24 protein-coding genes are annotated in these 25,865 nt (G+C 40.1%); 15 read left to right on the forward strand and 9 right to left on the reverse strand.

Features of this window, described 5'->3' with window-relative positions; all coding sequences use genetic code 11:
• The first annotated feature begins 177 nt into the window (after positions 1-177).
• From rapA to RDV63_RS14620, 5 genes are all read left to right on the forward strand, one after another.
• Positions 178-3,078, forward strand: a complete 2,901-nt coding sequence (rapA, locus tag RDV63_RS14600; protein ID WP_409934844.1) for an RNA polymerase-associated protein RapA — start codon at positions 178-180, stop codon at positions 3,076-3,078.
• A gap of 6 nt (positions 3,079-3,084) precedes the next feature.
• A complete protein-coding gene (gene rluA, locus RDV63_RS14605) occupies positions 3,085-3,738 on the forward strand; it encodes a bifunctional tRNA pseudouridine(32) synthase/23S rRNA pseudouridine(746) synthase RluA (protein WP_313910232.1) in 654 nt (217 codons plus the stop codon).
• A gap of 160 nt (positions 3,739-3,898) precedes the next feature.
• Positions 3,899-4,978: an OmpA family protein gene (locus RDV63_RS14610; RefSeq protein ID WP_313910233.1), complete on the forward strand. Its 1,080-nt coding sequence runs from the start codon at positions 3,899-3,901 to the stop codon at positions 4,976-4,978.
• A 169-nt stretch (positions 4,979-5,147) separates the two neighbouring features.
• Positions 5,148-5,579, forward strand: a complete 432-nt coding sequence (locus tag RDV63_RS14615; RefSeq protein ID WP_313910234.1) for a hypothetical protein — start codon at positions 5,148-5,150, stop codon at positions 5,577-5,579.
• A 69-nt stretch (positions 5,580-5,648) separates the two neighbouring features.
• A complete protein-coding gene (locus RDV63_RS14620; RefSeq protein ID WP_313910235.1) occupies positions 5,649-6,419 on the forward strand; it encodes a DUF3530 family protein in 771 nt (256 codons plus the stop codon).
• A 2-nt stretch (positions 6,420-6,421) separates the two neighbouring features.
• On the opposite strand, the gene djlA is transcribed toward RDV63_RS14620, so the two are convergent.
• Positions 6,422-7,207, reverse strand: a complete 786-nt coding sequence (djlA, locus tag RDV63_RS14625; RefSeq protein WP_313910237.1) for a co-chaperone DjlA — start codon at positions 7,205-7,207, stop codon at positions 6,422-6,424.
• A gap of 169 nt (positions 7,208-7,376) precedes the next feature.
• On the opposite strand from djlA, the gene lptD reads away from it, so the two are divergent.
• The 7 genes from lptD to RDV63_RS14660 all read left to right on the forward strand — a co-directional run bounded on the left by lptD (position 7,377) and on the right by RDV63_RS14660 (position 16,013).
• Positions 7,377-9,638, forward strand: coding sequence for an LPS assembly protein LptD (lptD, locus tag RDV63_RS14630; protein ID WP_313910239.1), 2,262 nt, complete (start codon positions 7,377-7,379; stop codon positions 9,636-9,638).
• 11 nt (positions 9,639-9,649) lie between these two features.
• Positions 9,650-10,939: a peptidylprolyl isomerase SurA gene (surA, locus tag RDV63_RS14635; RefSeq protein WP_313910240.1), complete on the forward strand. Its 1,290-nt coding sequence runs from the start codon at positions 9,650-9,652 to the stop codon at positions 10,937-10,939.
• Complete coding sequence (gene pdxA, locus RDV63_RS14640) at positions 10,940-11,935, forward strand: 4-hydroxythreonine-4-phosphate dehydrogenase PdxA (RefSeq protein ID WP_313910241.1); 996 nt, start codon at positions 10,940-10,942, stop codon at positions 11,933-11,935.
• Positions 11,928-12,740, forward strand: a complete 813-nt coding sequence (gene rsmA, locus RDV63_RS14645) for a 16S rRNA (adenine(1518)-N(6)/adenine(1519)-N(6))-dimethyltransferase RsmA (RefSeq protein ID WP_313910243.1) — start codon at positions 11,928-11,930, stop codon at positions 12,738-12,740. Before pdxA ends, rsmA begins: the two co-directional genes overlap by 8 nt.
• Complete coding sequence (gene apaG, locus RDV63_RS14650; protein ID WP_313910245.1) at positions 12,737-13,114, forward strand: Co2+/Mg2+ efflux protein ApaG; 378 nt, start codon at positions 12,737-12,739, stop codon at positions 13,112-13,114. The genes rsmA and apaG overlap by 4 nt, the downstream gene beginning before the upstream one ends.
• Positions 13,114-13,920: a symmetrical bis(5'-nucleosyl)-tetraphosphatase gene (locus RDV63_RS14655; RefSeq protein ID WP_313910246.1), complete on the forward strand. Its 807-nt coding sequence runs from the start codon at positions 13,114-13,116 to the stop codon at positions 13,918-13,920. The genes apaG and RDV63_RS14655 overlap by 1 nt, the downstream gene beginning before the upstream one ends.
• Positions 13,921-14,000: 80 nt before the next feature.
• Entirely contained in the window at positions 14,001-16,013 is a 2,013-nt protein-coding gene (locus RDV63_RS14660; RefSeq protein WP_313910247.1) for a methyl-accepting chemotaxis protein, read from the forward strand.
• A 66-nt stretch (positions 16,014-16,079) separates the two neighbouring features.
• Here RDV63_RS14660 and RDV63_RS14665 read toward each other — a convergent pair whose 3' ends face one another.
• From RDV63_RS14665 to rplU, 5 genes are all read right to left on the reverse strand, one after another.
• Positions 16,080-16,451, reverse strand: a complete 372-nt coding sequence (locus tag RDV63_RS14665; RefSeq protein WP_313910248.1) for a DUF3718 domain-containing protein — start codon at positions 16,449-16,451, stop codon at positions 16,080-16,082.
• 83 nt (positions 16,452-16,534) lie between these two features.
• Positions 16,535-17,023, reverse strand: coding sequence for a type 3 dihydrofolate reductase (folA, locus tag RDV63_RS14670; RefSeq protein WP_313910249.1), 489 nt, complete (start codon positions 17,021-17,023; stop codon positions 16,535-16,537).
• A gap of 10 nt (positions 17,024-17,033) precedes the next feature.
• A complete protein-coding gene (gene cgtA, locus RDV63_RS14675; protein ID WP_313910250.1) occupies positions 17,034-18,200 on the reverse strand; it encodes an Obg family GTPase CgtA in 1,167 nt (388 codons plus the stop codon).
• 154 nt (positions 18,201-18,354) lie between these two features.
• Entirely contained in the window at positions 18,355-18,612 is a 258-nt protein-coding gene (gene rpmA / locus RDV63_RS14680) for a 50S ribosomal protein L27 (protein WP_313910251.1), read from the reverse strand.
• A gap of 15 nt (positions 18,613-18,627) precedes the next feature.
• Positions 18,628-18,936, reverse strand: coding sequence for a 50S ribosomal protein L21 (gene rplU / locus RDV63_RS14685; RefSeq protein WP_313910252.1), 309 nt, complete (start codon positions 18,934-18,936; stop codon positions 18,628-18,630).
• 212 nt (positions 18,937-19,148) lie between these two features.
• Between rplU and ispB the strand changes: the two genes are divergently transcribed.
• Positions 19,149-20,120: an octaprenyl diphosphate synthase gene (gene ispB, locus RDV63_RS14690; protein WP_313910253.1), complete on the forward strand. Its 972-nt coding sequence runs from the start codon at positions 19,149-19,151 to the stop codon at positions 20,118-20,120.
• 68 nt (positions 20,121-20,188) lie between these two features.
• Here ispB and mdh read toward each other — a convergent pair whose 3' ends face one another.
• Positions 20,189-21,127, reverse strand: a complete 939-nt coding sequence (gene mdh / locus RDV63_RS14695; RefSeq protein WP_313910254.1) for a malate dehydrogenase — start codon at positions 21,125-21,127, stop codon at positions 20,189-20,191.
• A gap of 183 nt (positions 21,128-21,310) precedes the next feature.
• Here mdh and argR point away from each other — a divergent pair, with 183 nt between their 5' ends.
• Complete coding sequence (argR, locus tag RDV63_RS14700; protein ID WP_313910255.1) at positions 21,311-21,778, forward strand: transcriptional regulator ArgR; 468 nt, start codon at positions 21,311-21,313, stop codon at positions 21,776-21,778.
• On the opposite strand, the gene RDV63_RS14705 is transcribed toward argR, so the two are convergent.
• Both RDV63_RS14705 and ilvC read right to left on the reverse strand, forming a co-directional pair.
• The gene (locus RDV63_RS14705; RefSeq protein WP_313910256.1) at positions 21,775-22,704 is read right to left on the reverse strand and encodes a Dyp-type peroxidase; all 930 of its coding nucleotides are present in this window, start codon (positions 22,702-22,704) and stop codon (positions 21,775-21,777) included. The genes argR and RDV63_RS14705 overlap by 4 nt on opposite strands.
• A gap of 642 nt (positions 22,705-23,346) precedes the next feature.
• Positions 23,347-24,828 (reverse strand): ketol-acid reductoisomerase, encoded by a 1,482-nt coding sequence (ilvC, locus tag RDV63_RS14710; RefSeq protein ID WP_313910257.1) that lies wholly within the window; start codon positions 24,826-24,828, stop codon positions 23,347-23,349.
• Between the two features lie 138 nt (positions 24,829-24,966).
• On the opposite strand from ilvC, the gene ilvY reads away from it, so the two are divergent.
• A complete protein-coding gene (gene ilvY / locus RDV63_RS14715; protein WP_313910258.1) occupies positions 24,967-25,854 on the forward strand; it encodes an HTH-type transcriptional activator IlvY in 888 nt (295 codons plus the stop codon).
• Positions 25,855-25,865 lie beyond the last annotated feature (11 nt).

The following is a 25,865-nucleotide window of genomic DNA, read 5'->3' on the forward strand; positions in this document are numbered from 1 at the left end:
CTAAGTAGACTAATTGAATCACCGAAGATGTCAACTTTAATCCTGTTTGCGAATTAATGCCTAAAGTAAGCTGAAGCTAAGGTTAATCAAGGCTATTATCGCTTTAATACTAGGTGCAGTATGACAGGTTTTTTAGTACTATAGCGCCCCGCTTTTTTGTTGGTATGGTATGTAATAATGTTTGCTCTTGGTCAGCGTTGGATTAGTGATACAGAATCAGATTTAGGCTTAGGCACTATAGTTGCCATAGAGGGACGCATGTTAACCCTGCTATTCCCGGCAAGTGGTGAGACTCGCTATTATGCCCAAGCAGAAGCCCCCTTAACCCGTGTTACTTTTAATGTTGGCGATGAAATTAGTAGCGCTGATGGTTTTAAAGTACTGGTTAGTGCTATTAAACAGCAGCACGAAAATTTAATTTACTGTGGTCAACGTAGTGACACTGACGACTATATTGAGTTACGCGAAACTTTTCTTGATCATTTTATTAGCTTCAGTAAGCCCCAAGATCGTTTATTTGCCGGCCAAATTGATCGTTTTGATTGGTTTACCTTACGTTATCAGGCCTGGCAACAAATTCATCAGCAACAGCAAAATCCATTACAAGGCTTAGTTGGCGCTCGTATTAGTTTAATCCCGCATCAATTACATATTGCCAACACTGTAGCTAAACGTCATGCCCCAAGGGTATTACTGGCCGATGAAGTGGGTTTAGGTAAAACTATTGAAGCTGGCTTAATTATTCATCAGCAACTAATCAGCGGCTTAGCTAGCAGAGTATTAATAGTAGTACCAGAAACATTACAGCATCAGTGGTTAGTCGAGATGCTGCGACGTTTTAATTTACACTTTGCTATTTTTGATCAAGAACGCTGCGAACAAGCAAGTTTAGATACCGCTAATCCTTTTGATACTGAGCAATTAGTATTGTGTAGTTTAAGCTTTTTAAAGAACTCTCCTCGTTGGCATCAACAAGCCCTTGAAAGTCAGTGGGATTTATTAGTAGTAGATGAAGCCCATCACCTGCAATGGCAACAAGACAACCCTAGTGAAGATTATTCACGTATTAGTGAATTAGCTGAAAAAACGGCTGGCTTAATCTTACTTACCGCTACTCCTGATCAGTTAGGCCACCAAAGCCATTTTGCACGATTAAAGTTGCTAGACTCAGATCGTTTTCATAGCTACGAGCAATTTGTTGCCGAAGAAAAAAATTATCAGCATATTGCAACTGTAGCTAAACCTTTATTAAACCAAGAAAAATTATCTACAACCGAGATAGCTGCTTTAGAAAACACCCTAAGCGAAAGTGATATTAGCATCGAGCTTAGCCAACTAAATGCTAGTGACATAAGCGTACAACAAAACGCACGCCAGCAATTACTTGAGCAATTACTAGATCGTCATGGTACTGGCCGTATTTTATTTCGCAATAGCCGCGCCAGCGTACAGGGTTTTCCAAAGCGTCAACCACAATTTATGAGCTTAACGCTGCCGGAGCAATATGCAAATGCATTAAAAGTACATACTAGTTTAAATGCTGATTTAACCTTAGCCCAACGGGGTCACGCCTATTTATTTCCAGAGCAAATTTTTCAGGCTTTAGATCCAAGTGCCAGCTGGTGCCAGTTTGATCCTAGAGTTGACTACCTTTTACAGTTACTTAAAGCTCATAAACATGAAAAATTTTTGCTTATATGTGCAAGTGCAGCAACAGCTATCGCTTTAGAAGAAGCCGTTAGAACCCAAGAAGGTATTCGTGCGGCTGTGTTCCATGAGGGTATGAGTATTATTGAACGCGATAAATCAGCCGCTTATTTTGCTCAAGAAGATTACTCCGCTCAATTATTACTATGCTCTGAAATAGGCAGTGAAGGCCGTAACTTCCAGTTTGCCCACCATTTAGTCTTATTTGATTTACCTTTAAATCCAGACCTACTAGAGCAACGTATTGGCCGTTTAGATCGCATTGGCCAACAAGCTGACATCCAAATTCATGTGCCTTACTTTAGCCAAAGTGCACAACAGCTATTAATGCAATGGTATGATCAGGGATTAAATGCTTTTAGCCAAACCTGTCAAACAGGACGAGTTATCTTTGAGCAGTTTGCGCCACAATTGCAATCATTATTAGCCAGCAGCAGCTTTGACTCACAAGCTGTAGAAACATTAATAACTGATACCGCAAGCGCAAACCAAGCATTAAAATTAAAGTTAGAACAAGGCCGAGACTTACTTTTAGAAATTAACTCTGGCGGCGGTGTTAGTGCTCAACAATTAGCACTGTCTATTGCCGAACAAGATCAAGCTACTGTTTTACCTATGCTGATGTTAAAAGCTTGGGATATGTTTGGTGTTAACCAAGATGACCACAGCGATACTAGTATAGTGCTAACCCCTGGTGACCATATGCAATGTAGTTTTCCAAGTTTAGCTGAAGATGGCACCACTGTAACCTTTGATCGGGCAACCGCATTAGCCCAAGAAGATATTCAGTTATTAACTTGGGACCATCCTATGGTTAGGGGAACTTTAGATTTACTCACCACAGAGCCGCAAGGGAATAGCTCGGTCGCTATTTTAGTCAATAAAGCGCTTCCGGCTGGTAGTTACTTCGTCGAGTTTAATTTTATTGTGGAAGCAAGTGCGCCGGCTCAATTACAATTAAATCGTTATTTACCTGCCACCCCTATTCGCATCTTATTGGATAAGTCGGCGACGAATCTGTCAGCTAAAGTCAGTTTTGAGCAACTTAATAAACAATTAAAGCCAGTAGGCCGACAAACGGCTTCTAAACTCGTTAATGCTTTACAGAGCTTAGTGCATCCGTTAATTAGCCAAGCTACACACTTTGCCGAGCAGCAACTGCCGCTAATCCAAGCACAAGCTGTGCAGCAAGTAACAGAACAACTTAATCAGCAACATCAACGTTTAACTGCCTTGCGCCAGCTTAACCCTTCAGTACGTGCTGATGAAGTGGATGCGGTACTAGAGCAGAAGCGGCAATTATTAGACTACGTCAGCAAAGCTCGATTAAAGCTAGATGCTTTACGGTTAATCGTTGTAAGTAGTGATTAATTCTTGATGAGTTTTATCTATTCACCACCAACCCAGCCGTATCTTGATATTATCTACCAAGATCAGCAGTTGGTGGTATTTAATAAGCCAAGCGGTTTATTAACCGTCCCAGGTAAAGCTATCGAGCATAAAGATAGTTTAGAATATAGGGCACGCTTAGTCTGGCCAGAAATACGACTGGTTCATCGGCTTGATATGTCAACTTCTGGCATTGTCATTATGGCATTAACCGCTGACAGCCAGCGGCAATTAAATTGGCAATTTCAGTTACGTCAAACTAAGAAGCATTACATCGCTAATGTCTGGGGGCACCTAACAGCTAAGACTGGTACTATAGATTTACCCTTGGTATGTGACTGGCCCAATAGACCTAAGCAAAAGGTGTGCTACGAACATGGTAAGCCGTCACTAACCCATTACCAAGTCATTACCCAAGACAAAGACAGCAGCCGAATAATGCTTACACCAGTTACTGGTCGTTCACATCAATTACGAGTACATATGCAGTGGTTAGGACACCCCATTTTAGGCGATAAATTTTATGCCCATTCAGAAGCTTTTGTTAAAACAAATAGACTACAATTACATGCAGAAAGTTTAACAATTAGTCATCCTGAATTAAAAAATGAAATACAGTTTAATTGTCCTTGCCCCTTTTAATTATGAGCTATAATGAAACCTTATTAATACTCCATTCATTTACTTAGTATATTATTAGCAACATTGTTGAAAACACCTGCTTTGTACTATTTTTACAGCAAGATTATAAGTTTTACGGTACAATATTACCGCTATAATAAATCAACCCAAGGAGATATGGATGAAACTTAAAAAATTATATGTCGCCATTGCAGCTACACTGCCTTTATTAGGCTCTTTTGCTGCTAATGCTGCTGATGTTGACAAAGAAAACCGTGTATTTGGTTCCATATTCACTGAATATTATATGCCTGACACTGATAAAACTGAGTCTCCAGCTTGGGATTATATGAAAAAAGACTGGGGCTACGGTTTAGAAATTGGTTATTATTTAAATGAGACTTGGGCATTACGTGCTGAATATGCTCGTTTAGAAATGCAATCTAAGCTAAATGGTAGTGATGTTAATGGTAATCGCTTTGGTATTGATGCCATGTATCATTTACCACAAATGCCTTCTATATACATAGTAGGTGGTTTAAAGCGTTTTGATGCAGCTAGAAACACTACAGCAGTAAACGTCGGTGTTGGTTATAAGCATTTCTTTAACCAAAATTTTGCTTTATATGCAGAAGGTAACCGTTATCAAGGAATTGATAAAAGCTATGCAGATGCTGGCATCAAATTAGGTGTAAGCTATTTATTTGGCTCAGTAGCAGAAAAAGCTGCACCTACACCTGCTCCTGCCCCAGCTCAAGTAGTAGAGCAACCGGTTAAAGTGGCAGATACAGATGGTGATGGCGTACCTAACAATAGAGATAAATGCCCGAATACAGCTGCAAACCATAAGGTAGACGCTGATGGTTGTACTATCTTTGTAGAAAAAGTAGCTTCTGTTGGTGATGTTGATATCGAAGTTCGCTTCCCATTCGACTCAGCTGTTATCCCTGCAGATCATCGCTTTGATGTCCAAAACTTAGGCGCATTTATGCAACGCTTCCCTGAGGCAACAGTATTAATTGAAGGCCACGCTTCTAAAATTGGTAGCCCAGAATATAATATGAAGTTATCTCAACGCCGCGCTGACGCTGTTGCAAAAGTGCTGAAGCAAGACTTTAATATAGCCCAGGATCGCATTAGTACTATTGGTTACGGTGAAACTAAACCTCGCGTTAATGGCAGTACTCGTGAAGCACACCGTGCTAACCAACGTATAGAGGCTAAAGTCACAGCTACTATTAAAGAGCCTGTATTACGATAATACATACTTTTTTTAAGTATAGCCGCTGAAAGTCAGCGGCTTTTTATTTTGTAGTTAATTATAGCTATAATAAAACAAATCGATGCCGAACCACGCTGGACTTATAATGTTTAAGCCTATACTCCCATTATCTATAATATTATTGTTGACTCTACCGGCTTGTACCACAATGCTACCTAAACCGGCACCTAAAGCTGTGTTTAAGCCTGATTTTGATAGTAATGACCAAGAGTGGTTTCAAGCTACACCTTATAATAGTGATTCCTCTTGGCTTGCACCTACCCCCTTTACTAGTGGTGAGGTGTGGCCTGAGCCGCCACCGCTTTCCAGCAGCACAGTTTGGTTTACCGCACATGCCCATAATAGTAGGAAGCTTTTGGCTCAATCCCATGTTTGTAATACAGAATCTGAAGTTTCTAGATTGGCTGAAAATGAACGGTTACAAGAAATGGCTAAAGCTCTAGTTGAGTTTAAAGCCACTAAATACTGTTTTATTTTAACCGCCGCTACTAATATCCATGTACTGGAGCAGCACCCTAAGTATTTAAAGTTTATAAGTAAAGCCAGAACATTATATACCTTTAATAAGTACCTAGAATAAATCTCTTAATATTAAAGTCTGACTATCCTGCGCCGATAGCAATATATAGCCTTAACAGAAGAAGTAGATATGCGGCGTACCTTTCACTACTTTATATGTAGTTTACTCTATTTTTTTTCGATCAGTATACCTGTCGTTTTTGCAGCAAATACTGCTTATATTGCAGCAGATTTTGAGCGACAGTTTCCTACTGAAGAACGGGTAGAGTTAAGCGCAGAATCAGCGTTTATGGCTTTATTTTTACCTAGAGTAACCGGCTTTCAACAAGGTACTGTCATATTAATTGCTGATGCTAATGAGCATGCAGCTAGCCCAAAATACATCAACTATTTACGAAAGCACCTAACTGAGCTAGGTTGGAATACATTATCTATTATGCCTCCCCCTATTAGCCTTTTTGATACCAACAGTTTAAATAGCTATCAACAACAATTACAACAGCGCACGGCAACAGCTATTAATTACGCCAAACGTGAGCCTGGTGCTATTGTCATTATCAGTCAAGGTAGTAGCGCGGCTATTATTAATCAACTATATGCCCAACAACAACTCACAACGCCAGCTGCTTTAATTATTTTAGGCACCTATTCACCTGTTCCAGAGCTAAATAAACAATTTGCACAAGCTATAGCTAGCCATGCAGTGCCCGTTTTAGATATCAGTAATAGTGCAGATAATGAATGGGGCTTAAGCCAACTAAAGCAGCGCCAACAACAAGTAGAAAAAAACTTTAAAGCAGTTTATCGGCAACGCCTTATCGCTGGATCTGGCTATTCTGAAAGCAACCAGAGCTGGGTATTGCAGGAAATATACGGTTGGTTAGTCTCTATAGGTTTATAGGTTTACTTACTACGCTGGCGCTTAATTAACTCATAAGCGGCTTGAATATCTTGAGTTCGTTGTTTTGCAATTTCTAGCATTTCTGCAGGCACACCTTGGGCCATTAGCTTATCTGGATGATGTTGTGACATTAATTTACGATACGCACGTTTCAGCCCAGTTTCATTAATAGTAGAGTCAACGCCTAACACTCTATAGGCATCATTAATCTTTAGTTTACTAGTTCCCTGCTGTTGCCGACTTTGCGTACCATAGGCTTGTAATAAACGATCTAACTGTACAGAGCTAACATTTAAGTATCCCGCAACTTGTTGCAACAGCTGATATTGGCCGTCAGCCATTTTTCCCTGTAAACAGGCTGTACTGATTTGAATTTCTAAAAATAACTGTAGTACTTCTTTACGCCTACGATAAACTTGATAAAACAACTGCAATTGCTGACGTAGTGGAAAACTGACTAACTTACCATCACGAAAGGCTGCTTGAGCTTCTTTTTGCTGCTCAGGACTAAGATCTAATTGTGCCATAAAATGCAAAGCTTGCTGGATATGCGCCTGTGTCACTACACCCGCTGCTTTAGCAATATGGCCCATAGTAGAAAAAGTGGTATAGCGAAATAATGCTTGCTCATCTGGGTTTTCATTAAATAAACCACTAAAACCACCATTTTGCTCAAACTTTTGACTATAAGTCTGATCAAACCAATGACCTATCATCACTCCTAGTATTAAACCCGGTATGCGAAATATTGCTAAGCCAAATAAGGCACCTAAAATTTTACCCCACACTTTTAAATTCCTTATTTACTACTTATCAACAATAAAGGTTACTTTTTTTAAATGATTTAATCTGCGCACTATATCGGATTAGCAGGATTTCTAAAATTGATTTATCATAGCAAGTTAACTATCAATGAATAATTCTTATGATAATCCAAGGTAAGGCAAGAATCGCTGTATGAAACATCGGTTAGCTCTGTTTTTATATCTCCCCCTAGTGGCAACTTGCAGCCAAGCATTTGCTGATCAGCCTCGTGTTAATATCTGCTACCAGCCGATTATACTGCCTGATGCTGTCTCAAAGTTAAATATTAATGATCCTGCTATTAATATTAACTCTAATTCAATAGCCTTAAGTAATAATCAAACCGCGAATTTTAGTGGCCAAGTTGAAATAAGTTACCGAGATACTCTATTAATAGCACCTAATGCAAGCTTAAATCGTTTAGCCCAAAGCTTAACTGCTGAAGGCGGCATTGCTTACTTTAATAGCAGTATTACAGTTAATGGTAGCAGCTTTGCAGCTGATCTTACTAACGATAGTGCAACACTTGCTGATGCTCAGTATCAATTTATCAGCCAAGCCGGTCGCGGTTATGCTCAGCATCTACAAGCTAGTACACAAGGATTATCTTTAAACAGCGCCTTATTTACCACTTGTCCCACCGCAGATAACAGCTGGGCCTTACACGCTAAAGAAATTAACATCGAAGCCGAGGATGGCTGGGGCGAAGCGCGGCATGCTGTGTTTAAAGTTAGCGACATTCCGGTATTTTATCTACCCTATTTAACTTTCCCAGTAAATGATCAACGCCGCTCGGGTGTATTATTACCCACCCTAAGTAGCTCGCAAAAAGTAGGGTTAGAAATAGAACTACCCTATTACTTTAATCTTGCGCCTAATTATGATCTTAAATTAACGCCTCGCTATATGAGTAAACGCGGTTTACAGCTAAAATCTAATTTTCGCTACTTAACCGAACAACACAGTGGCAATATGCAGCTAGAGTACCTGCATGATGATAATGAAAAAGTAAATAATTTTGGCCCGCGTTATCTAGGCCATCTAAGCCACATAAGTGACTTTACCCCACAGATTAGAGCATATATTGATGTCACAGACGTCAGTGATGATACTTACTTAAATGACCTTGGTTCTGATTATGCTAACCAAAGTGATACCCAATTATTACGTGAAGCGGCTATTAGTTATTATGGTGAAAACGTTCACTCCCAACTGAAAGTACAAGGCTTTGAAATACTCGGTAACTATGACTCAGCTTATAGCGCCTTGCCAGAATTACAATTAAAGTCAGCTAAACCTATAGCGCTAATACCTAATGTGAACTTTGCTTGGCAAGCGCAATATGCGCATTTTACTAATAATAATGCCGACATTAAAGATGCTGACCGGCTACACTTACAGCCGACTATTGAAATGCCCTTTATTACGCCAGCACTTGAAGTGACAGCACAAGCTAGTTTACTTTACACTTATTACCAACAAACAGCCGCCGATAATATCAGTGGTATCCGAGCTAGCATTAATCGCACTGTTCCCAAATTTAGCATCCATAGCCGGCTTAATTTAGAGCGTGAATATGATTGGTTTGGCGAGCCTGCATTACAAACATTTGAGCCTCAAATCCAGTATCTCTATATTCCGTATCGTGACCAAACCGATATCGGTTTATATGACACTACTCGATTACAAGATGATTATCATGGTTTATTTAGACAGAATCGTTACTCAGGCTTAGATCGTATAAACCAAGCTAACCAAATAACTTTAGGTTGGACCTCGCGTTTTTATGATAATGCCGATAACGAGTTATTTAGATTCAGTTTAGGCCAGATTTTTTTTCTAGAGCAGCCGACTATTACACCAGACAATGAAGATGAGTTGACCTCTACAGAATCAATGTTAGCATCTGAATTAATATGGCATTGGTACCGTAAGTGGTACTTTAGTACCGCCTTGCAATATGATATTGATAATGAGCAGTTGATAAAAAGCAATGCTTCTTTAGATTATCGCTCAGGTGATAAAAGTTTATTTCAATTGAACCATAGGTATAGCCGAGCAGTCTCAGGACTTGAGATCCAGCAGCTTGGTGTCTTAGGCGCTAAACCAATTAGTGATAACTTCCAACTAGTTGGTAGTTACTATCGCGACGTAACAAATAACCGTATGATAGACGCTAGTTTAGGTTTGCAGTATGAATCCTGCTGCTGGGCCGTACGAATTATTGCAAAACGGCAAGTTATTACCGATTTGGAACTGCCTGTAGGCAATTTCACCCAAACTAGTAAGCTTGATAGCAGTATCGGCTTACAATTTGTCCTTAAAGGCTTTGGCGACAGCGCCGGCTTTGGTGTTAGCGATATGTTATCTAATGGTATATTTAGCTATCGTCGACCATATTTACTCACTAATTGATGTAGGATTATATGAAGTTATCTAAAATCATTGTTACCGCGCTGTTGTGTTGTGGCAGTTTAGCGTTAAACGCGCAAGAGCGTGAGGTTGATCGCATTACAGCTATTGTTGACAATGGCGTAGTCTTAAAAAGCGACGTCACTGAAGTAATTAATAGAGTTAAACGTAACGCTTTAGCCCAAGGGCAAACCTTACCTTCAGATAGCGCATTACATACCCAAGCTTTAGAGCGCTTAATACTGACCAACATCCAACTGCAACTAGCTCAGCGCATGGGACTACAAATAAGTGATGCCCAATTAGATGACACTATTCGCAATATCGCCCAAAGTGAAAACTTATCTCTAGAGGCGTTTAGGCAAAAAATAACTGAAGATGAAGGCGATTATGAACGTTTTCGGGAGCGCTTACGCGAAGAGATAATTACCGGTGAAGTGGTTCGTGCCAACGTTCAACGTCGCATCTACATCAATCCAAAAGAAGTTGATACTTTAATGAAAATTATGGAAGAACAGGGTGCGGTAAGTGAGCAGTATAACCTTGGCCATATTTTGATTGCTATTCCCAACCAAGCAACTAATGAAGCAATCCAAGATGCCAAAGATCGCGCGACTAAAACCTTAGAGCTATTGCGTGAAGGCAGTGATTTTAAACGTATTGCTATCGCCTCTTCATCAGGTAGTAAGGCGCTTGAAGGTGGTGATTTAGGCTGGATGAATATTAACGAAATGCCGACATTATTTTCTGAAGCTATTCGCGGCAGAAAAAAATCTGACATTATTGGCCCACTACGTTCAGGAGCAGGCTTCCATATTTTAACTATTTTTGATATTCGTGGTGAAAACGTTGCTGAAATTCAAGAAGTCAATTCACGCCATATTTTAATAAAGCCGTCTATCATTTTAAGCGAAGAACGGGCGCGCTCTATGCTAACGGAATTTGTTACCAAGCTTCGCACGGGTGATGCTGACTTTGCCGAGTTAGCCAAAGAATACTCGGAAGATCCAGGATCAAAATTAAATGGTGGTGAGCTAGGTTGGAGTGACACCAGTATTTTTGTTCCTGCCTTTCGTGACACCCTTAATCGCTTAGAGCCAAATGAAATAAGTGAACCCTTCCGTACTGAGCATGGTTGGCATATAACACAAGTGTTAGGCAAGCGTACTATTGATGCAACAGCTGATAAAAAAAGAGAGCAAATTTATCGAATGATATTTAATCGTCGCTTTAACGAAGAGTCAGAGAGCTTTTTACGCGAACTCCGTAATGAAGCCCATATCGAAGTGATGTCGGGGAACTAAATGACATTACGCATAGGTATTACCCCAGGTGAACCGGCTGGTATAGGTCCTGACTTAGTAATAGCACTGGCGCAACAAGATTGGCCAGTGCAACTGGTAGTATGTGCAAATGCTCAATTGCTACAACAACGCGCTGCTCAACTCAATTTACCCTTACGTTTAATTAACTATGACAAAGCTGCGCCTGCTACTCCACAGATGGCAGGCAGTTTAACTATTGCAGATTTCGCCTTAGAAGAAACGGTAACAGCTGGCGAGCTAAATGTGGCTAATGGTCAGTATGTCGTTAATACCTTAGCTTATGCGGGAGAGGCCGCTATTAGTGGTGAGTTTTCAGCTATTGTCACTGGCCCTGTACATAAAGGTATTATTAATAAATCTGGGATCCCTTTTAGCGGTCACACTGAATATTTTGCCTTGCTATCAAACTCTGCTCACGTAGTAATGATGCTAGCTACAGAAGGACTAAGAGTTGCCTTAGCGACTACTCATATCCCTTTAGCTTATGTGGCAAAAGCAATTACTCGTGACAGGCTAATGAATGTTACGCGCATTTTGCACCACGATCTTAAATACAAATTTGCCATTGCTAATCCTAAAATCTATATTTGCGGTTTAAACCCACATGCTGGTGAGGATGGTCATTTAGGTCGCGAAGAAATCGATATCATGATCCCAGCCTTAAATGAGCTACGCGCTGAGGGCATGGACTTAGTTGGCCCTTTACCAGCCGATACCCTTTTTCAGCCTAAATACTTAGAGCATGCGGATGCAGTCTTAGCTATGTACCATGACCAAGGTTTACCGGTACTTAAATATATGGGATTTGGTAAGTCTGTAAATATTAGCCTTGGACTACCTTTAATTCGCACCTCTGTTGACCACGGTACCGCCCTTGATTTGGCCGCTACGGGTAAGGCCGACACTGGCAGCTTATTTCATGCTGTTCATCAAGCCATTCACTTGGCAACAAAAACGAATTTATCTTATGACTGAAAATGTACACCAGGGCCATAGAGCCCGTAAGCGTTTTGGCCAAAACTTTTTACATGACCCGCAGGTTATTGATCGGATTGTTAAAGCTATAGCACCAAAACCTAGCGATTTTCTCGTAGAAATAGGACCTGGCCTAGGCGCTCTAACCGAACCTGTGGCAGAGAAATCTGGCCACCTTACGGTAATAGAACTAGACCGAGATTTAGCACAGCGTTTACAGCAACATCCTACTTTGGCCGCTAAACTTAGCATCCATCAAGCTGATGCCATGAAATTTGATTTTGCTAGCTTAGTGCCTAACGATAAAAAAATGAAAGTGTTTGGCAACTTGCCTTACAATATTTCAACACCGTTATTATTTCATTTATTTCAATATGCCGATCAAATTGAAAACATGCATTTTATGCTACAAAAAGAAGTGGTAATGCGCATGAGTGCTCAGCACGGTACTAAAGCTTTTGGCCGATTAAGTGTTATGACCCAGTTTTTTTGTCATGCTATGCCTGTGGTTGAAGTAGGACCTGGGGCTTTTAAACCCGCACCTAAGGTAGACTCTGCAGTCGTACGCTTAATACCAAGGTCTATTTCAGAGCGCCCTCAGGTCCCGTCCGAAGTATTAAATCGTGTTTGCTTAGAAGCTTTTAATCAGCGGCGTAAAACACTTCGTAATTGTTTTAGTAATATTGCAACAGCAGAAGATTTAGAACAATTAGGCTTAAACCCAGGTTTACGCCCTGAGCAACTAGCCGTAGCAGACTTTGTGCGTATCGCACAATGGCTTCATCAGCAGGAGAAAGTAGAATGAGTTCACATTTCAACGTTCCCGTTGAGGTTGAAACCTTTTATATCGCAGCACAATCAGATCCCGCAGCAGAACGTTATGTGTTTGCTTATACAATTACTATTCGCAATTTAACTAGCGATAACCTACAACTACTACGTCGCTATTGGTTAATTACTGACGCTAATGGTAAAGAAACCGAAGTTAGTGGTGAAGGAGTTGTTGGTGAACAACCTGAATTAGCTCCAGGCAGTAGCTATCGCTATACCAGCGGTGCAGTCTTAGATACTCCCGTTGGCACTATGCAAGGACATTATGAAATGATTAATGCCAGCAAAGAGGCCATAACAGCGCCTATTCCATTATTTCGTTTAGCTATGCCTAATATTTTAAATTAATGGCCACTTACGTTATAGGTGACTTGCAGGGCTGTTTTGAGCCTTTGCAGCGCTTATTGCAACAGATTAACTTTTCAACTAAAGATGACACCCTCTGGTTTTGTGGTGATCTTATTGCTCGTGGTCCACAATCTTTAGAATGCTTAAACTTTATCTATAACTTAGGTAGCTCTGCTCAAGTCGTCTTAGGTAACCATGATTTGCATTTTATTGCCTGTTATTATGGTATTGCTGAAGTTAAAGCCAAAGATAAATTACAGCCTTTATTACAAGCCAACAATCTTGAAACACTAGTGCATTGGTTAAGATATCAACCATTAATGCATGTCTGTCAGCAACGCAATGCCATGATGGTACATGCTGGCTTAGCACCGGATTGGCAACTAACTGAAGCTCTAGAAATGACCCAAGAGGTACAAACTCAACTACAGCAGCAGCCTTTAAATTTGTTGCAAAACATGTATGGTAATAAGCCTGTTCGTTTTGCTGATGCTAAGACAAAAGAACAAAGGTGGCGCTATACAATCAATAGCTGCACCAGAATGCGCTTTTGCTCAAAAACAGGAGCATTAGACTTAAAGCACAAAGGACACCCTAATGATCAGCCAGATTTGGTACCTTGGTATGAGTTTTGTCGCAATAAAGTTTTACCTCAACTATTTTTTGGCCATTGGGCCGCATTAAATGGCTTTAGCCCTGTAGACAATGTTTTTGCATTAGACACTGGCTGTGTATGGGGCAATAGCTTAACAGCCTACTGTATTGATAGCCAAAAACGATTTAGTGTGGCAGCAACTGTTCTTTAGCTGTATATTTACATTACATAAGTATATTAAGGCCTAATTTATTTGTAGGTCTTAAATAGTCAGACCTATTGGGAGTTATTATGACGTTAACAGTTGCATTAAGAGTGATCGGTGGCTTTGCCATCACTTCACTGTTGCTTCTTTTTCTTGGCGGTACCGCCTATTTCAGTCTCAACAGTATTAGCCAGTCTACTTCTGGAGTTAACGAGGTTTCTATTCCGGCTTTAGAGCAAAGCGCCATTATGAAGAGTGGCTTTGTCTTAATGAGTAAGTTAAATCAAACCGCTTTTTATGCTAATAGTTTAACTGAATTAGATACTTTACAACTCCAGTTTACAGAAGAAAAACAAGCTTATGAGCGTAGTTTCGCTAACTTACTAAAAGCAGTAGCTAATGATGCAACACTAAAGCGAGCCACTAATAGCACTAATGATTCTTATACTCGTTTTACAGCCATAGCGACCGAATTATTTTCTACTATCGATTTTAGCCTTAAAACACAAAATACTATTGCTAAAAATCTAGTAGAGCTAGAAGATAATGCCGATAATATGGCTATGTTAATCCTAGACTTTACTGATGTCCGCGACGTACAGCGTCGTTTTCCAAAAGCTTATAGTGCGGCAACATCTATTGAAACAGGTATTAATACCTTAATTAGTAATGTGGTTGACTTAAATCGCACGGCCTCTGCCAGCACGGTTGCCACCCTAAATAATGAAGTTAACTTTCGTTTAACTGAGATTAATAACCAATTTACTATTATCCAAGATGAAACCTCAGGTCAAGTACCTTTAGTCAGTGAGTTAGCAGAAAAAATTAATAATATTAGTAATTTACTGTCAGGTAGCAACGGCATTCCACAATTAAAAACCCAACATCTAAATAGCTTAGCAAAAGCAACTCAACTATTAACTCAAGCTGATGAGCAAACGGTTATTGCTATGCAAGGCTTAGATGCATTATTAAATCAAGCGCGTTCAGCTGCTGAAACTATCCAGCAAGACACTGAGCAAAGCGTAACAAATGCCATTACCACTATCTTTGTAGTAGTGCTGCTATCTATTTTATTTTCAATCCTCATTGCTACTATAACCGTGCGCAGTATCTCGATACCGCTGGCTAAAGTAAATCATATTTTAGGCGTTGTCGCCTCAGGTGATCTAACTCAAAAGCTTGATGATAGTTCTAAAGATGAATTTGGTACTTTAGCGAGGAACTGTAACCAAGTAATTAGTAACTTACAGCAGTTAATCCAAGGTATTATTTCTCGTTCTACCCAGCTAGCTGCAGCTTCAGAACAAACATCGACCATTACCGTACAAACAACCCATGCCATTCGGGAGCAGAAGTCACAAGTTACCCAAGCAGCTACTGCAACCACTGAAATGAATAGTACGGCCCATGGCGTTTTACAAAGTGCTAATGACACTGTGGTAGTTATCCAAAATGCCAATACTGAGACAGAGCGCGTAAAAGGTATATCATTAGAGAATAAGAATATTATTCTAGAACTGTCAAATGAAGTTGAACAAGCATCTGAAGTGATTAATAAACTACATAAAGATAGCACCTCTATCGGTAGCATTTTAGATGTTATTCGCGGCATTGCAGAGCAAACGAACTTATTAGCTTTAAACGCTGCAATCGAAGCGGCTAGAGCCGGTGAGCAAGGCCGCGGATTTGCTGTCGTAGCAGATGAGGTGCGCTCTTTAGCCAGTAAAACACAGCAATCAACTCAAGAAATTCAAGCAATGATCCAAGTGCTACAAAGTGGTGCTCATGCCGCTGTTGAAGCGATGAATAAAGGTAAAAAGCAAGCTGAAAACTGTGTAGCAAAAACAGAGTTAGCTACCACAGCTTTGGATTCTATTTCCATAGCAGTTCATTCTGCTCGTGAAAGTAGTGAGCAAATATCTGATGCAGCTAAAGAGCAAAATCAGGTATCACTAGAAATAAGTAAGTTATTAGAGTCCATAGTTTCTATTGCAGAAGAAACAGCTTCTGGCGCTGAACAAACATCAGAGTCTAGCCATGAAGTTGCTCGCTTAGCCGAAGAGTTACGAGTATCAGTCGAACAATTCAAAGTTTAATTATATAGCCTTTACTTAGAACAAAAAAATCCGCTTTTAGCGGATTTTTTTGTTCTAAAATAGCTTTTACTCAGCTCTTTGTTTTAATACTTCAAATAATGGCGAGCCAGAATAGCCATTTGCTTCTGCCCAAGCAATATCACCCGAATCTGCAACATCTGAGGCTGGTAATTGTTTCACCATAAACTCACCTACATCATCAGCTTTGTTAATAAAAGCAAAACGGATCAGGCTATTACCATTACAATAAACACCTGAGTAAACACTACGCAGCCTTAAGCGACGATCACTTAACACCTTACGTAATCTATTTTTATCATTTGCAGCAACATAATCACACATTGACGCTACTAATTGCTCATTAGCTAAGGCTACAGGCGAAGTGAAAGCCACAAACCCTACTAGTGTACTGCAAAATAAAGCGGGTAATATTTTCATGCACTACTCCTTACTTAATATATATAAACTATATTAGCAATAAGTGAATATGGGCGCAAATAAGTCCCCATTTACCTTAATAATTATTGGCGTTCCAAAGTAATAAAGCGACATGAAAATGGATTAGCTGCATCAGCATTATGCTGATGCTCTGCAACTAACGACCAATTTCCAGCAGCCAAATAATCTGGAAAGTAAGCATCACCATCAACGGTTAAATCAATTTCAGTTAAATATAACCGTTCAGCAAGCGGTAAACATTGTTGATAAATTTGTCCACCACCAATAACCATCACCTCATCAGCAGCTGCTGTCAAAGTAAAAGCTTGTTCTAACGAGCCCACCCATTCAGCACCTTTAGTTTCAGCTGGAGCTTGCCTACTAATAACAATATTGCGACGGTTTGGTAACAGCCTGCCGATAGACTCAAATGTTTTGCGGCCCATTATAACGGGCTTTCCCATAGTCACTTTTTTAAAGTGTTGTAAATCAATAGGTAAATGCCAGGGCATTTCGTTATTTAGACCAATAACACGATTATTGGCCATCGCCGCTACCATAGATATCTTCATCAGCTAATCCTTAACGCTGATAAATAACTTCAACATCGTAATCATCTTCATCAAAATCATCGTCATCATCTTCATCATTAGCTTGATTAAAATGAGCTTGTTGCTCTGAATCTTCATCATCCCATTTAAAGCTTTCAGGATCTGCCATTTTATCTGCTTGTTCTTCCACTGGCATTTCTTCAATATAATTATAAATATCCGATACTAAGCGCAGTGTATTAGTCCGACTAGCTGCAGCTATTTTACAAATAGGCCCTTGCCAATCTAAAGCAGTAACGACCTTCTCTACAATTTCATCTAACTCTTCATCGAGCACTAAATCTAACTTATTAAAAACTAACCAGCGAGGCTTTTTTGCTAGCTTAGTACTGTACTTTTCAAGTTCTTTGATTATTGTAATAGCATTTTCTGCTGGATCTGAACCATCCGCAGGCAGCACATCAATAATATGCAGCAATAAACGGCATCGCTCTAAATGCTTTAAAAATTGAATACCTAAGCCTGCGCCATCTGCAGCACCTTCAATTAACCCCGGAATGTCAGCAACAACAAAAGAACGATGAGACTCAACTCTAACAACACCTAAGTTAGGCACTAAAGTAGTAAAAGGATAGTCAGCCACTTTTGGCTTAGCAGCTGATATAGCGCGAATTAATGTAGACTTACCAGCATTCGGTAAGCCGAGCAAACCTACGTCTGCTAGCAATAGCAACTCTAAACGTAAATTACGGATTTCACCTGGGGTACCATTAGTTTTTTTACGTGGTGCACGATTAGTACTGCTAGCAAAACGAGTATTACCTAAACCATGCCAACCACCTTTAGCCACGCGAAGTTTTTGGCCGTGCTTAGTTAAATCACCTATAATCTCATCAGTATCAACATCGACCGCACGAGTCCCTACGGGCACTTTTAAGGTTAAATCAGCACCCCGCTTACCAGTACAATTGGTACTTCCGCCTTTTTCACCGCTTTCTGCGCGATGAAACTTTTCAAATTGATAATCGACTAAAGTATTTAGATTTTCATCTGCTTGGATGTAAACATCACCACCATCGCCGCCGTCGCCACCATTGGGGCCACCCTTTGAAATAAACTTTTCACGTAAAAAACTGATAATACCGTTACCGCCATTACCGGCTTCGACACGGATTATAGCTTCATCTACAAATTTCATGGGAGTTTCCTGCTTAACGAGGTTAATGAGTTGCTAACTACTAGCTGAACTATAAGTATAACTTAGCTTAGGCTAAAAATAAAAAATACCTAGAGCAACCTGTTTATTTAATAAAAAACCCCGCACAAGGCGGGGTTTTTTCACAGCGATAAGCTTATTCGCTTACAATGCTGACGAATCTACGATTGTGCTCGCCTTTCACTTCAAACTTCACTTTACCTTCAGTTAAAGCGAACAAAGTGTGATCTTTACCAATACCAACATTAGAACCAGCGTGGAACTTAGTTCCGCGTTGACGCACAATGATGCTACCAGCTAAAACCGACTCACCACCAAAACGCTTAACACCTAAGCGTTTAGCTTCTGAATCGCGACCGTTACGAGTGCTACCTACACCTTTCTTACTTGCCATGTGTCGATACTCCTGTTACGCGCTGATGCTGGTGATTTTCACTTCAGTGAACCACTGACGATGGCCCATCTGATTACGTGAATGCTTACGACGGCGGAATTTAACGATTTTAATTTTATCGCCACGGCCATGATTGACCACTTCCGCTACCACTTTACTACCTTCTAATAAAGGTGCACCGATGTTGATTTCTTCGCCATTGGCGATCATCAAAGGTGTAAATTCGATTGTTGCGCCGGTTTCTAAGTCTAGTTTTTCTAGACGTAGAGTTTGACCTTCCGTCACACGGTGCTGTTTACCGCCACTTTGGAAAACCGCGTACATAGTTAACTCCGTACAAAGCACGCCATAGCCATATTAAAGGGGGCGTGTTAATTCAATTCACAGGGCGCGAATTGTACGCAATTTCCCCTAGCCCCGCAAGTAGAAATAAAAAAAAGATCACTTAGTTACTAAAAGGATCGACATTTACTTGGGGACTGGGGGCTCTATAGTGTAGAATTGGCACCATTCTTGGGTTTAAGCAGTTGTTTTTTATGTCACTTCAACAGATCCAGCAACTTACTGCCACTGATATGGCAGCAGTGAATCGGCATATCTTTTCACAATTAAATTCCGACGTTGCGTTAATTAATCAATTAGGCATTTATATTGTTAATAGTGGTGGCAAAAGATTGCGGCCACTTTTAGCAGTATTAGCCGCGCGAGCATTAGGCTACCAAGGAGAGAAACATCTCTCTATTGCGGCTATTATTGAATTTATTCATACCTCAACACTGTTACATGATGATGTTGTTGATGAATCGACTTTGCGCCGGGGCAAGCAAACCGCTAATGCCTTGTTTGGTAATCAAGCCAGTGTTTTGGTCGGTGACTTTTTATATAGTCGCTCATTCCAGATGATGGTAGAAATTAATAATATGCGTGTCATGCATATATTAGCTGATGCCACTAACATTATTGCTGAAGGCGAAGTGTTACAGTTAATGAATATTAACGATCCAGACACGACCGAGCAAAGCTATATGCAGGTTATATACTGTAAAACAGCCAAACTATTTGAAGCTGCAACCCAATTGGCTGCGGTTATAGCCGAGCAACCTGAGCATATTGAACTTAGCATGCAACGTTACGGCATGCACTTAGGCACCGCATTTCAGCTTATTGATGATGTTTTAGATTACCAAGCGGACGCTGCTGAACTAGGTAAAAACCTTGGCGATGACTTAGCTGAAGGCAAGCCAACTTTACCTTTAATCTATGCTTTACAACACGGCACAGCTGAGCAGCAAAGCTTAATTAAAGCGGCTATCACTGAAGGTAACGGTTTAACCCACTTTACTGAAATAATGACAGCCTTAAACGAAACTAAAGCCTTTGAATACACCAGAAAAGTAGCAGAGCAAGAAGCACTAAAAGCGCAACAAGCCCTTGCTGATATTCCTGACTCTGAATATAAAACAGCTTTACTGGCTTTAGCTGATATAGCGGTATCACGTAACCATTAGGCTTGAATGTAATCTCCATAAAAAAGGCGCTTAAGCGCCTTTTTTATTACAAGCTAAATCTCACTAGATTAGTTGTTTTTTACAAAGTCTTCGCCAAGCGTAATATCACCTTGTAATGTAGGTAACATATCGTTCATCGCTTTTTGTTCAAAGGCACTTAACTCACCGATAGGTAATAGTTTTTCTACACCATTTTTACCTAACACTAATGGCTGAGCAAAGAAACGAGCATGCTCACCTTCACCTTCAACATAAGCGTATTCTGTAACTTCTTCGCCTTGTAAGCCTTTCATTAATGATAAGCAAAAACGCGCAGCTGCTTGGCCCATAGATAAAGTAGCTGAGCCACCACCGGCTTTAGCTTCAACAACTTCAGTACCAGCATTTTGAATACGGTGAGTTAATGAACTCACTTCTTCATCAGTGAAGCTTACACCTGCAACTTGAGATAAAAGAGGCAGAATAGTAGTGCCACTATGGCCACCAATTACTGGCACCTGTACTTCAGTTGGATTTTTACCTTTTAATTGGCCAATAAAGGTTTCGGCACGAATAACGTCAAGCGTTGTTACGCCAAATAAACGACGTGGATCGTAAGTACCTGCTTTTTTAAATACATCAGCAGCAATAGCAACAGTTGTATTTACTGGGTTAGTAATAATACCGACTAATGCTTTTGGACACTGTTCTACAATGGCTTCAGCTAAGGTTTTAACAACACCCGCATTGATATTAAATAAATCTGAACGGTCCATACCTGGCTTACGAGGCATACCAGCAGGGATCATTACAATATCGGCATCTTTTAATGCAGGATTTAAATCTTCTTTACCATAGCCTGTTACAGTTACAGCTGTTGGGATGTGGCTTAAATCTACCGCCACACCAGGTGTAACTGGAGCCAGATCATACAATGCCAAATCTGTACCGGCTGGTAAGTCTAATTTTAATAGCAAAGATAATGCCTGACCTATACCGCCGGCGGCACCTAATACGGCAACTTTCATGATTCTCTCCAAGTAAGGGTTCTATGAAAACGCGTCAACAATACTGAAACCGCGCAAAAATTACAATTGACATCAGCCTAAAGTCTAAGCATTTTACCTAAATTTAGTGTACTTTAGCCAACAAAGTTTTTTATTACGCCAATTTAATTAATTTGCTGATACTGATTAGGAGCATTTTACTTTATGACCAAGCAAGCCCAACAGGAAGCTTTAATTCGAGCATTTAAAGCTATACTTAAAACTGAAGGTTATGGCTCACAAAGCGAGATTGTTGAAGCCTTAAAAAATGATGGCTTCGATAATATTAGTCAATCTAAAATTTCCCGTATGCTTAGCAAGTATGGTGCAGTACGTATTCGCAATGCCAAACAAGAAATGGTTTATACCTTGCCTGCAGAATTAAGTGTTCCTACAACTCAAAGCCCTCTAAGGCAGTTAGTGTTAGAGATTGAACATAATGATGTGATGATTATTGTTCGCACTAGCCCAGGTGCTGCACAGTTAATAGCTCGTTTACTTGACTCTATTGGCAAGGCTGAAGGCGTATTAGGGACTATTGCCGGTGATGATACTATTTTTATTGCACCACAAAGCGTGAAAAACATTAATTTCACCTTAAAAAACATCACCGAATTATTTGAGAAAGTTTAAGTATGTCCTATCCCTAGCTCTAAAAAGCTTATTGAAGGCGCGTAAAATGCTGCGCTACAAGCAAACTGACAATAATTAATTAATTGATCCGGAGCTTCTACTTCAGAAGTTACAGCTAATCGACGTAAGACATGCTGCTCTAACACTTCTGCAGTAGCTGCAAAGCTGACCTCCATATTGCCTTGTTGCTTTAACTGGGCAAAAGGCATATTTTGCTTTAACAACATTTTAGTCGCATCCTTTGCTGATTGTTGAGCCAATGCCCAATGACTATCAGCGGCTAATAAGTCAGTATCTAGTGCTTTGCCACTCACCTTGTCCATACCCATTATAGCTTCTTGTTCTACTATCGTTAATTGTTGCCAGGCTTTTAAATCATAAATAACTTGCTGCACAAACACATAACTTCCAGCTGCTAATAAGGGCTGCAATTCTTGATCAACTAATGCAACTTGCCGTTTCAATCGGCCATTTAGGTTATTTGTTACATCGATAAAACCAGTTAAATTACGGCCATCTAAATAACGAAAACCTTGAATAAAGTCTTGAATGTCAATATTACCTTCTAAAAGCTGTAAAACTTGTTGGCAAGCAATATAGTTAACATCTTGTCGATCTGAACGTATTTGAATAAATAAATCTATCGGTGTCGCAGCTAACTCATGATCACTATTTTGTGGATCGGGAAAAGGCACTAAGCCCAAAGGCCGGGCATCTGGATATAAGCTATCCCAAAAGTTACTACCAATTGCAATGACACTAGTTAGCATAGCTTCTGAAAAATGATCCGCTAATCGCTCTATCAGCGCTGGCAGACGTGCTAATTTATAACGTAGTTGCCGTTCATGGCCTTCTAAAGCATTTAATAGTAAATAACTGCCATGCAAATTGGCCTCTGTACATATCCCTAACTGTTCGCGAGCCATATTTATCCCTATGATAATAGCTATATCATCAGCAAATGTAGCTAAAGGTGTTTTTTTGCCGCATCTCTTGTGAGATATCTCTCACAAAGTAGTGCGCTTTAACGTCAAAACCCTGTAGCCATGCTGAAGCAATAAACCATAACATATTGTATTAATTAAACTTAACGCTGCTTCTAAATAAATCTCGATAATACTACCGCATCTGTATGGATAAAAGTAGCCCCCTTTTTAGCCGTCAATGATGCATAATTATCACGTCGATTGATTGACACCTTGACAAGATGTTAAGGCACAGCAGGACGCTGTACCTTGCTAGGATAGCACAAGGATAGAAATAGGACCTGTTCAGGATGAACATAAGCTATTGAAAAGGAATAATTCAATAGCTGCAGGATGCAAGGACACACTTGGATAAGTGCACATTGCAGGACGCAATGTTTAAGGATGAAAGGAAAGGCGGGAAGCCTCAGGGATACTCCAGGATGGAGTTCAAGGATGATATGCTAAAGGATAAGCACCGCAAGGGATGCAAAACAGGCCTTAGGTGAGCAAGCAGTGAATAGCTCACCTTACCCTGTGCCTTTATTTTTTCAGTACACCACTTAACTTTATATTAGTTAATACAGTACCCACGTTATTCACTTATTCAGCTTGTTCCACTATTCGCTTCATTGCTTTCATATAACCGCGTAATGTTTTTCCTACTTGCTCAACTGGATGCTGTCTAATAGCTTCATTCACTGCGATTAATTTCAAATTATCTACACCTGTATCTGCTTGACTGACATGACCAATATAGTCTTTATCTAAGCTGTTTATTATGTCTGTTAATAATGGCACTGCGGCATGAGAAAATAGATAATTACCATACTCAGCAGTATCTGATATCACCACATTCATTTCATATAACCGTTTACGCGCTATGGTATTAGCAATAAGCGGCGTTTCATGTAAAGACTCATAGTAAGCCGATTCAGCAACAATGCCAGCATCTACCATAGTGTCAAAAGCTAATTCAACGCCTGCTTTAACCATTGCAACTAGCAAGAGTCCCTGATCAAAGTAGCTTTGTTCAGTAATTTTCACATCTGAAACGGGTGCTTGCTCAAAGCCACTTTTACGTGTCTGTTCACGCCAAGTATGTAAGTCTTGATCATTATTCGCCCAATCGGCCATCATAGTACGCGAAAAGTCACCGCTAATAATATCGTCCATATGTTTTTCAAATAATGGCCGCAAAGTTTGTTTTAACTGCTCAGCTAAATCAAAGGCTTTAATTTTTGCCGGATTACTTAACCGATCCATCATATTAGTAATGCCGCCATGTTTAAGAGCTTCTGTTACTGTCTCCCAACCATATTGAATCAGTTTAGCGGCATAGCCAGCATCAACTCCATCGGCTACCATTTTATCAAATGCCAGTATAGCGCCTGTTTGCAACATGCCACATAAAATGGTTTGCTCGCCCATTAAGTCAGATTTAACTTCAGCAATAAACGAAGAATGTAACACCCCAGCTCTATCGCCACCGGTCGCTGCAGCATAAGCTTTTGCTATCGCTAAGCCTTGACCTTTAGGATCATTCTCTGGGTGTACTGCTATAAGGGTAGGCACGCCAAAACCACGCTTATATTCTTCTCTGACCTCGGTACCAGGACATTTTGGTGCGACCATTATTACGGTAATATCATCGCGAATTTTCTTACCTTCCTCTACAATATTAAAACCATGAGAGTAAGACAGCACCGCCCCTTGCTTCATTAAAGGCATAATGGCATCAACCACAGCGCTATGTTGTTTATCAGGCGTTAGGTTTAAAACCAGATCAGCATCAGGAATTAATTCAGCATAGTTTCCCACCTTAAAGTTATTATTAGTGGCTCTTAGATAAGAGTCTCGTTTTTGGCTAATAGCTTCATCTCGTAAGGCATAACTGATATTTAAACCAGAATCACGCATATTTAGCCCCTGATTTAAACCTTGGGCACCACAGCCAACTATTACAATATTCCAATCTTTTAATAATTCACAACCTGCACTAAATTCTTCAGGCTGCATAAAACGGCATTGTGCTAATTGCTGCAATTGCTGACGTAAATTTAACCTATTAAAATAATTACTCATGTCTGCTCTCTATTCACTATCTGCTTACAAGCAGACTAGTTTATCGGCCTAAATTGATATTGATGGTAACGGATGCATCATCTTGCCTGAAGTGATATATTCAAAACTCTGTATTTCATTTTATGCAACAAAGGTTTTATGGACATACGTAGCGCGCAATTATTTCAGCATTTAGCCAGCAGTTTAAATTTCAGTCACACCAGCGAGCAAATGCATGTTAGCGCTCCCACACTAACCCGGGTGATACAGCGGCTGGAACAAGAACTGAAAACGCAATTATTTTATCGCGATAAGCGCTCGGTAAAACTAACCGACGCTGGCAGACGCTTTCAACGTTTTGTCTACTATTGGCTAGAAGAGTGGCATCAATTACAACTAGATTTACAACTTTCCAGTGTTGAGCTAACAGGAGAAATTAGAATATTTTGTACCGTAACGGCTAGCTATAGCCATTTACCGGCAATTTTAGATCGATTTCGCTTACTTTGTCCCAAAGCCGATATTAAACTTAGCACTGGTGATGCTGCATCAGCTATTGAGAAAGTGCGCCAAGGTGAAGTAGATATTGCCTTAGCTGCTCATCCAACTTTGTTACCTATCAATATGGCTTTTCGTAGTATTGCTAAATTACCAGTCAATTTAATAGCGCCAACTATTCCGTGTCGAGTTAATGATTTACTAAATCAAAAGCCTATACCTTGGCAAGATATACCTATGATATTGCCAGAGCACGGTCCAGCTAGACAACGCTTAGACACATGGCTAAACCATTTAGGCATTAAAGCAAAAGTAGTCGCTATGGTTGATGGCCATGAGGCTATGGTGTCTATGGTTGCATTAGGTAGCGCTATCTCACTAGCAGCCGAGCCTGTTATTCACCATAGCCCAGTACGAGACAGGGTAAAAGTAATAGAAATTGACTATCAGTTTGAACAGTTTGATTTGGGAGTATGCATGCTAACAAAGCGGCTCAATGAGCCGCTAATTCAGTCATTTTGGCAAGTCGCTGTAGCTAAAAGCCAATAGATAATCACAGT

This window comes from Rheinheimera sp. MMS21-TC3 (assembly GCF_032229285.1).
Taxonomy (GTDB): Bacteria; Pseudomonadota; Gammaproteobacteria; order Enterobacterales; family Alteromonadaceae; genus Alishewanella.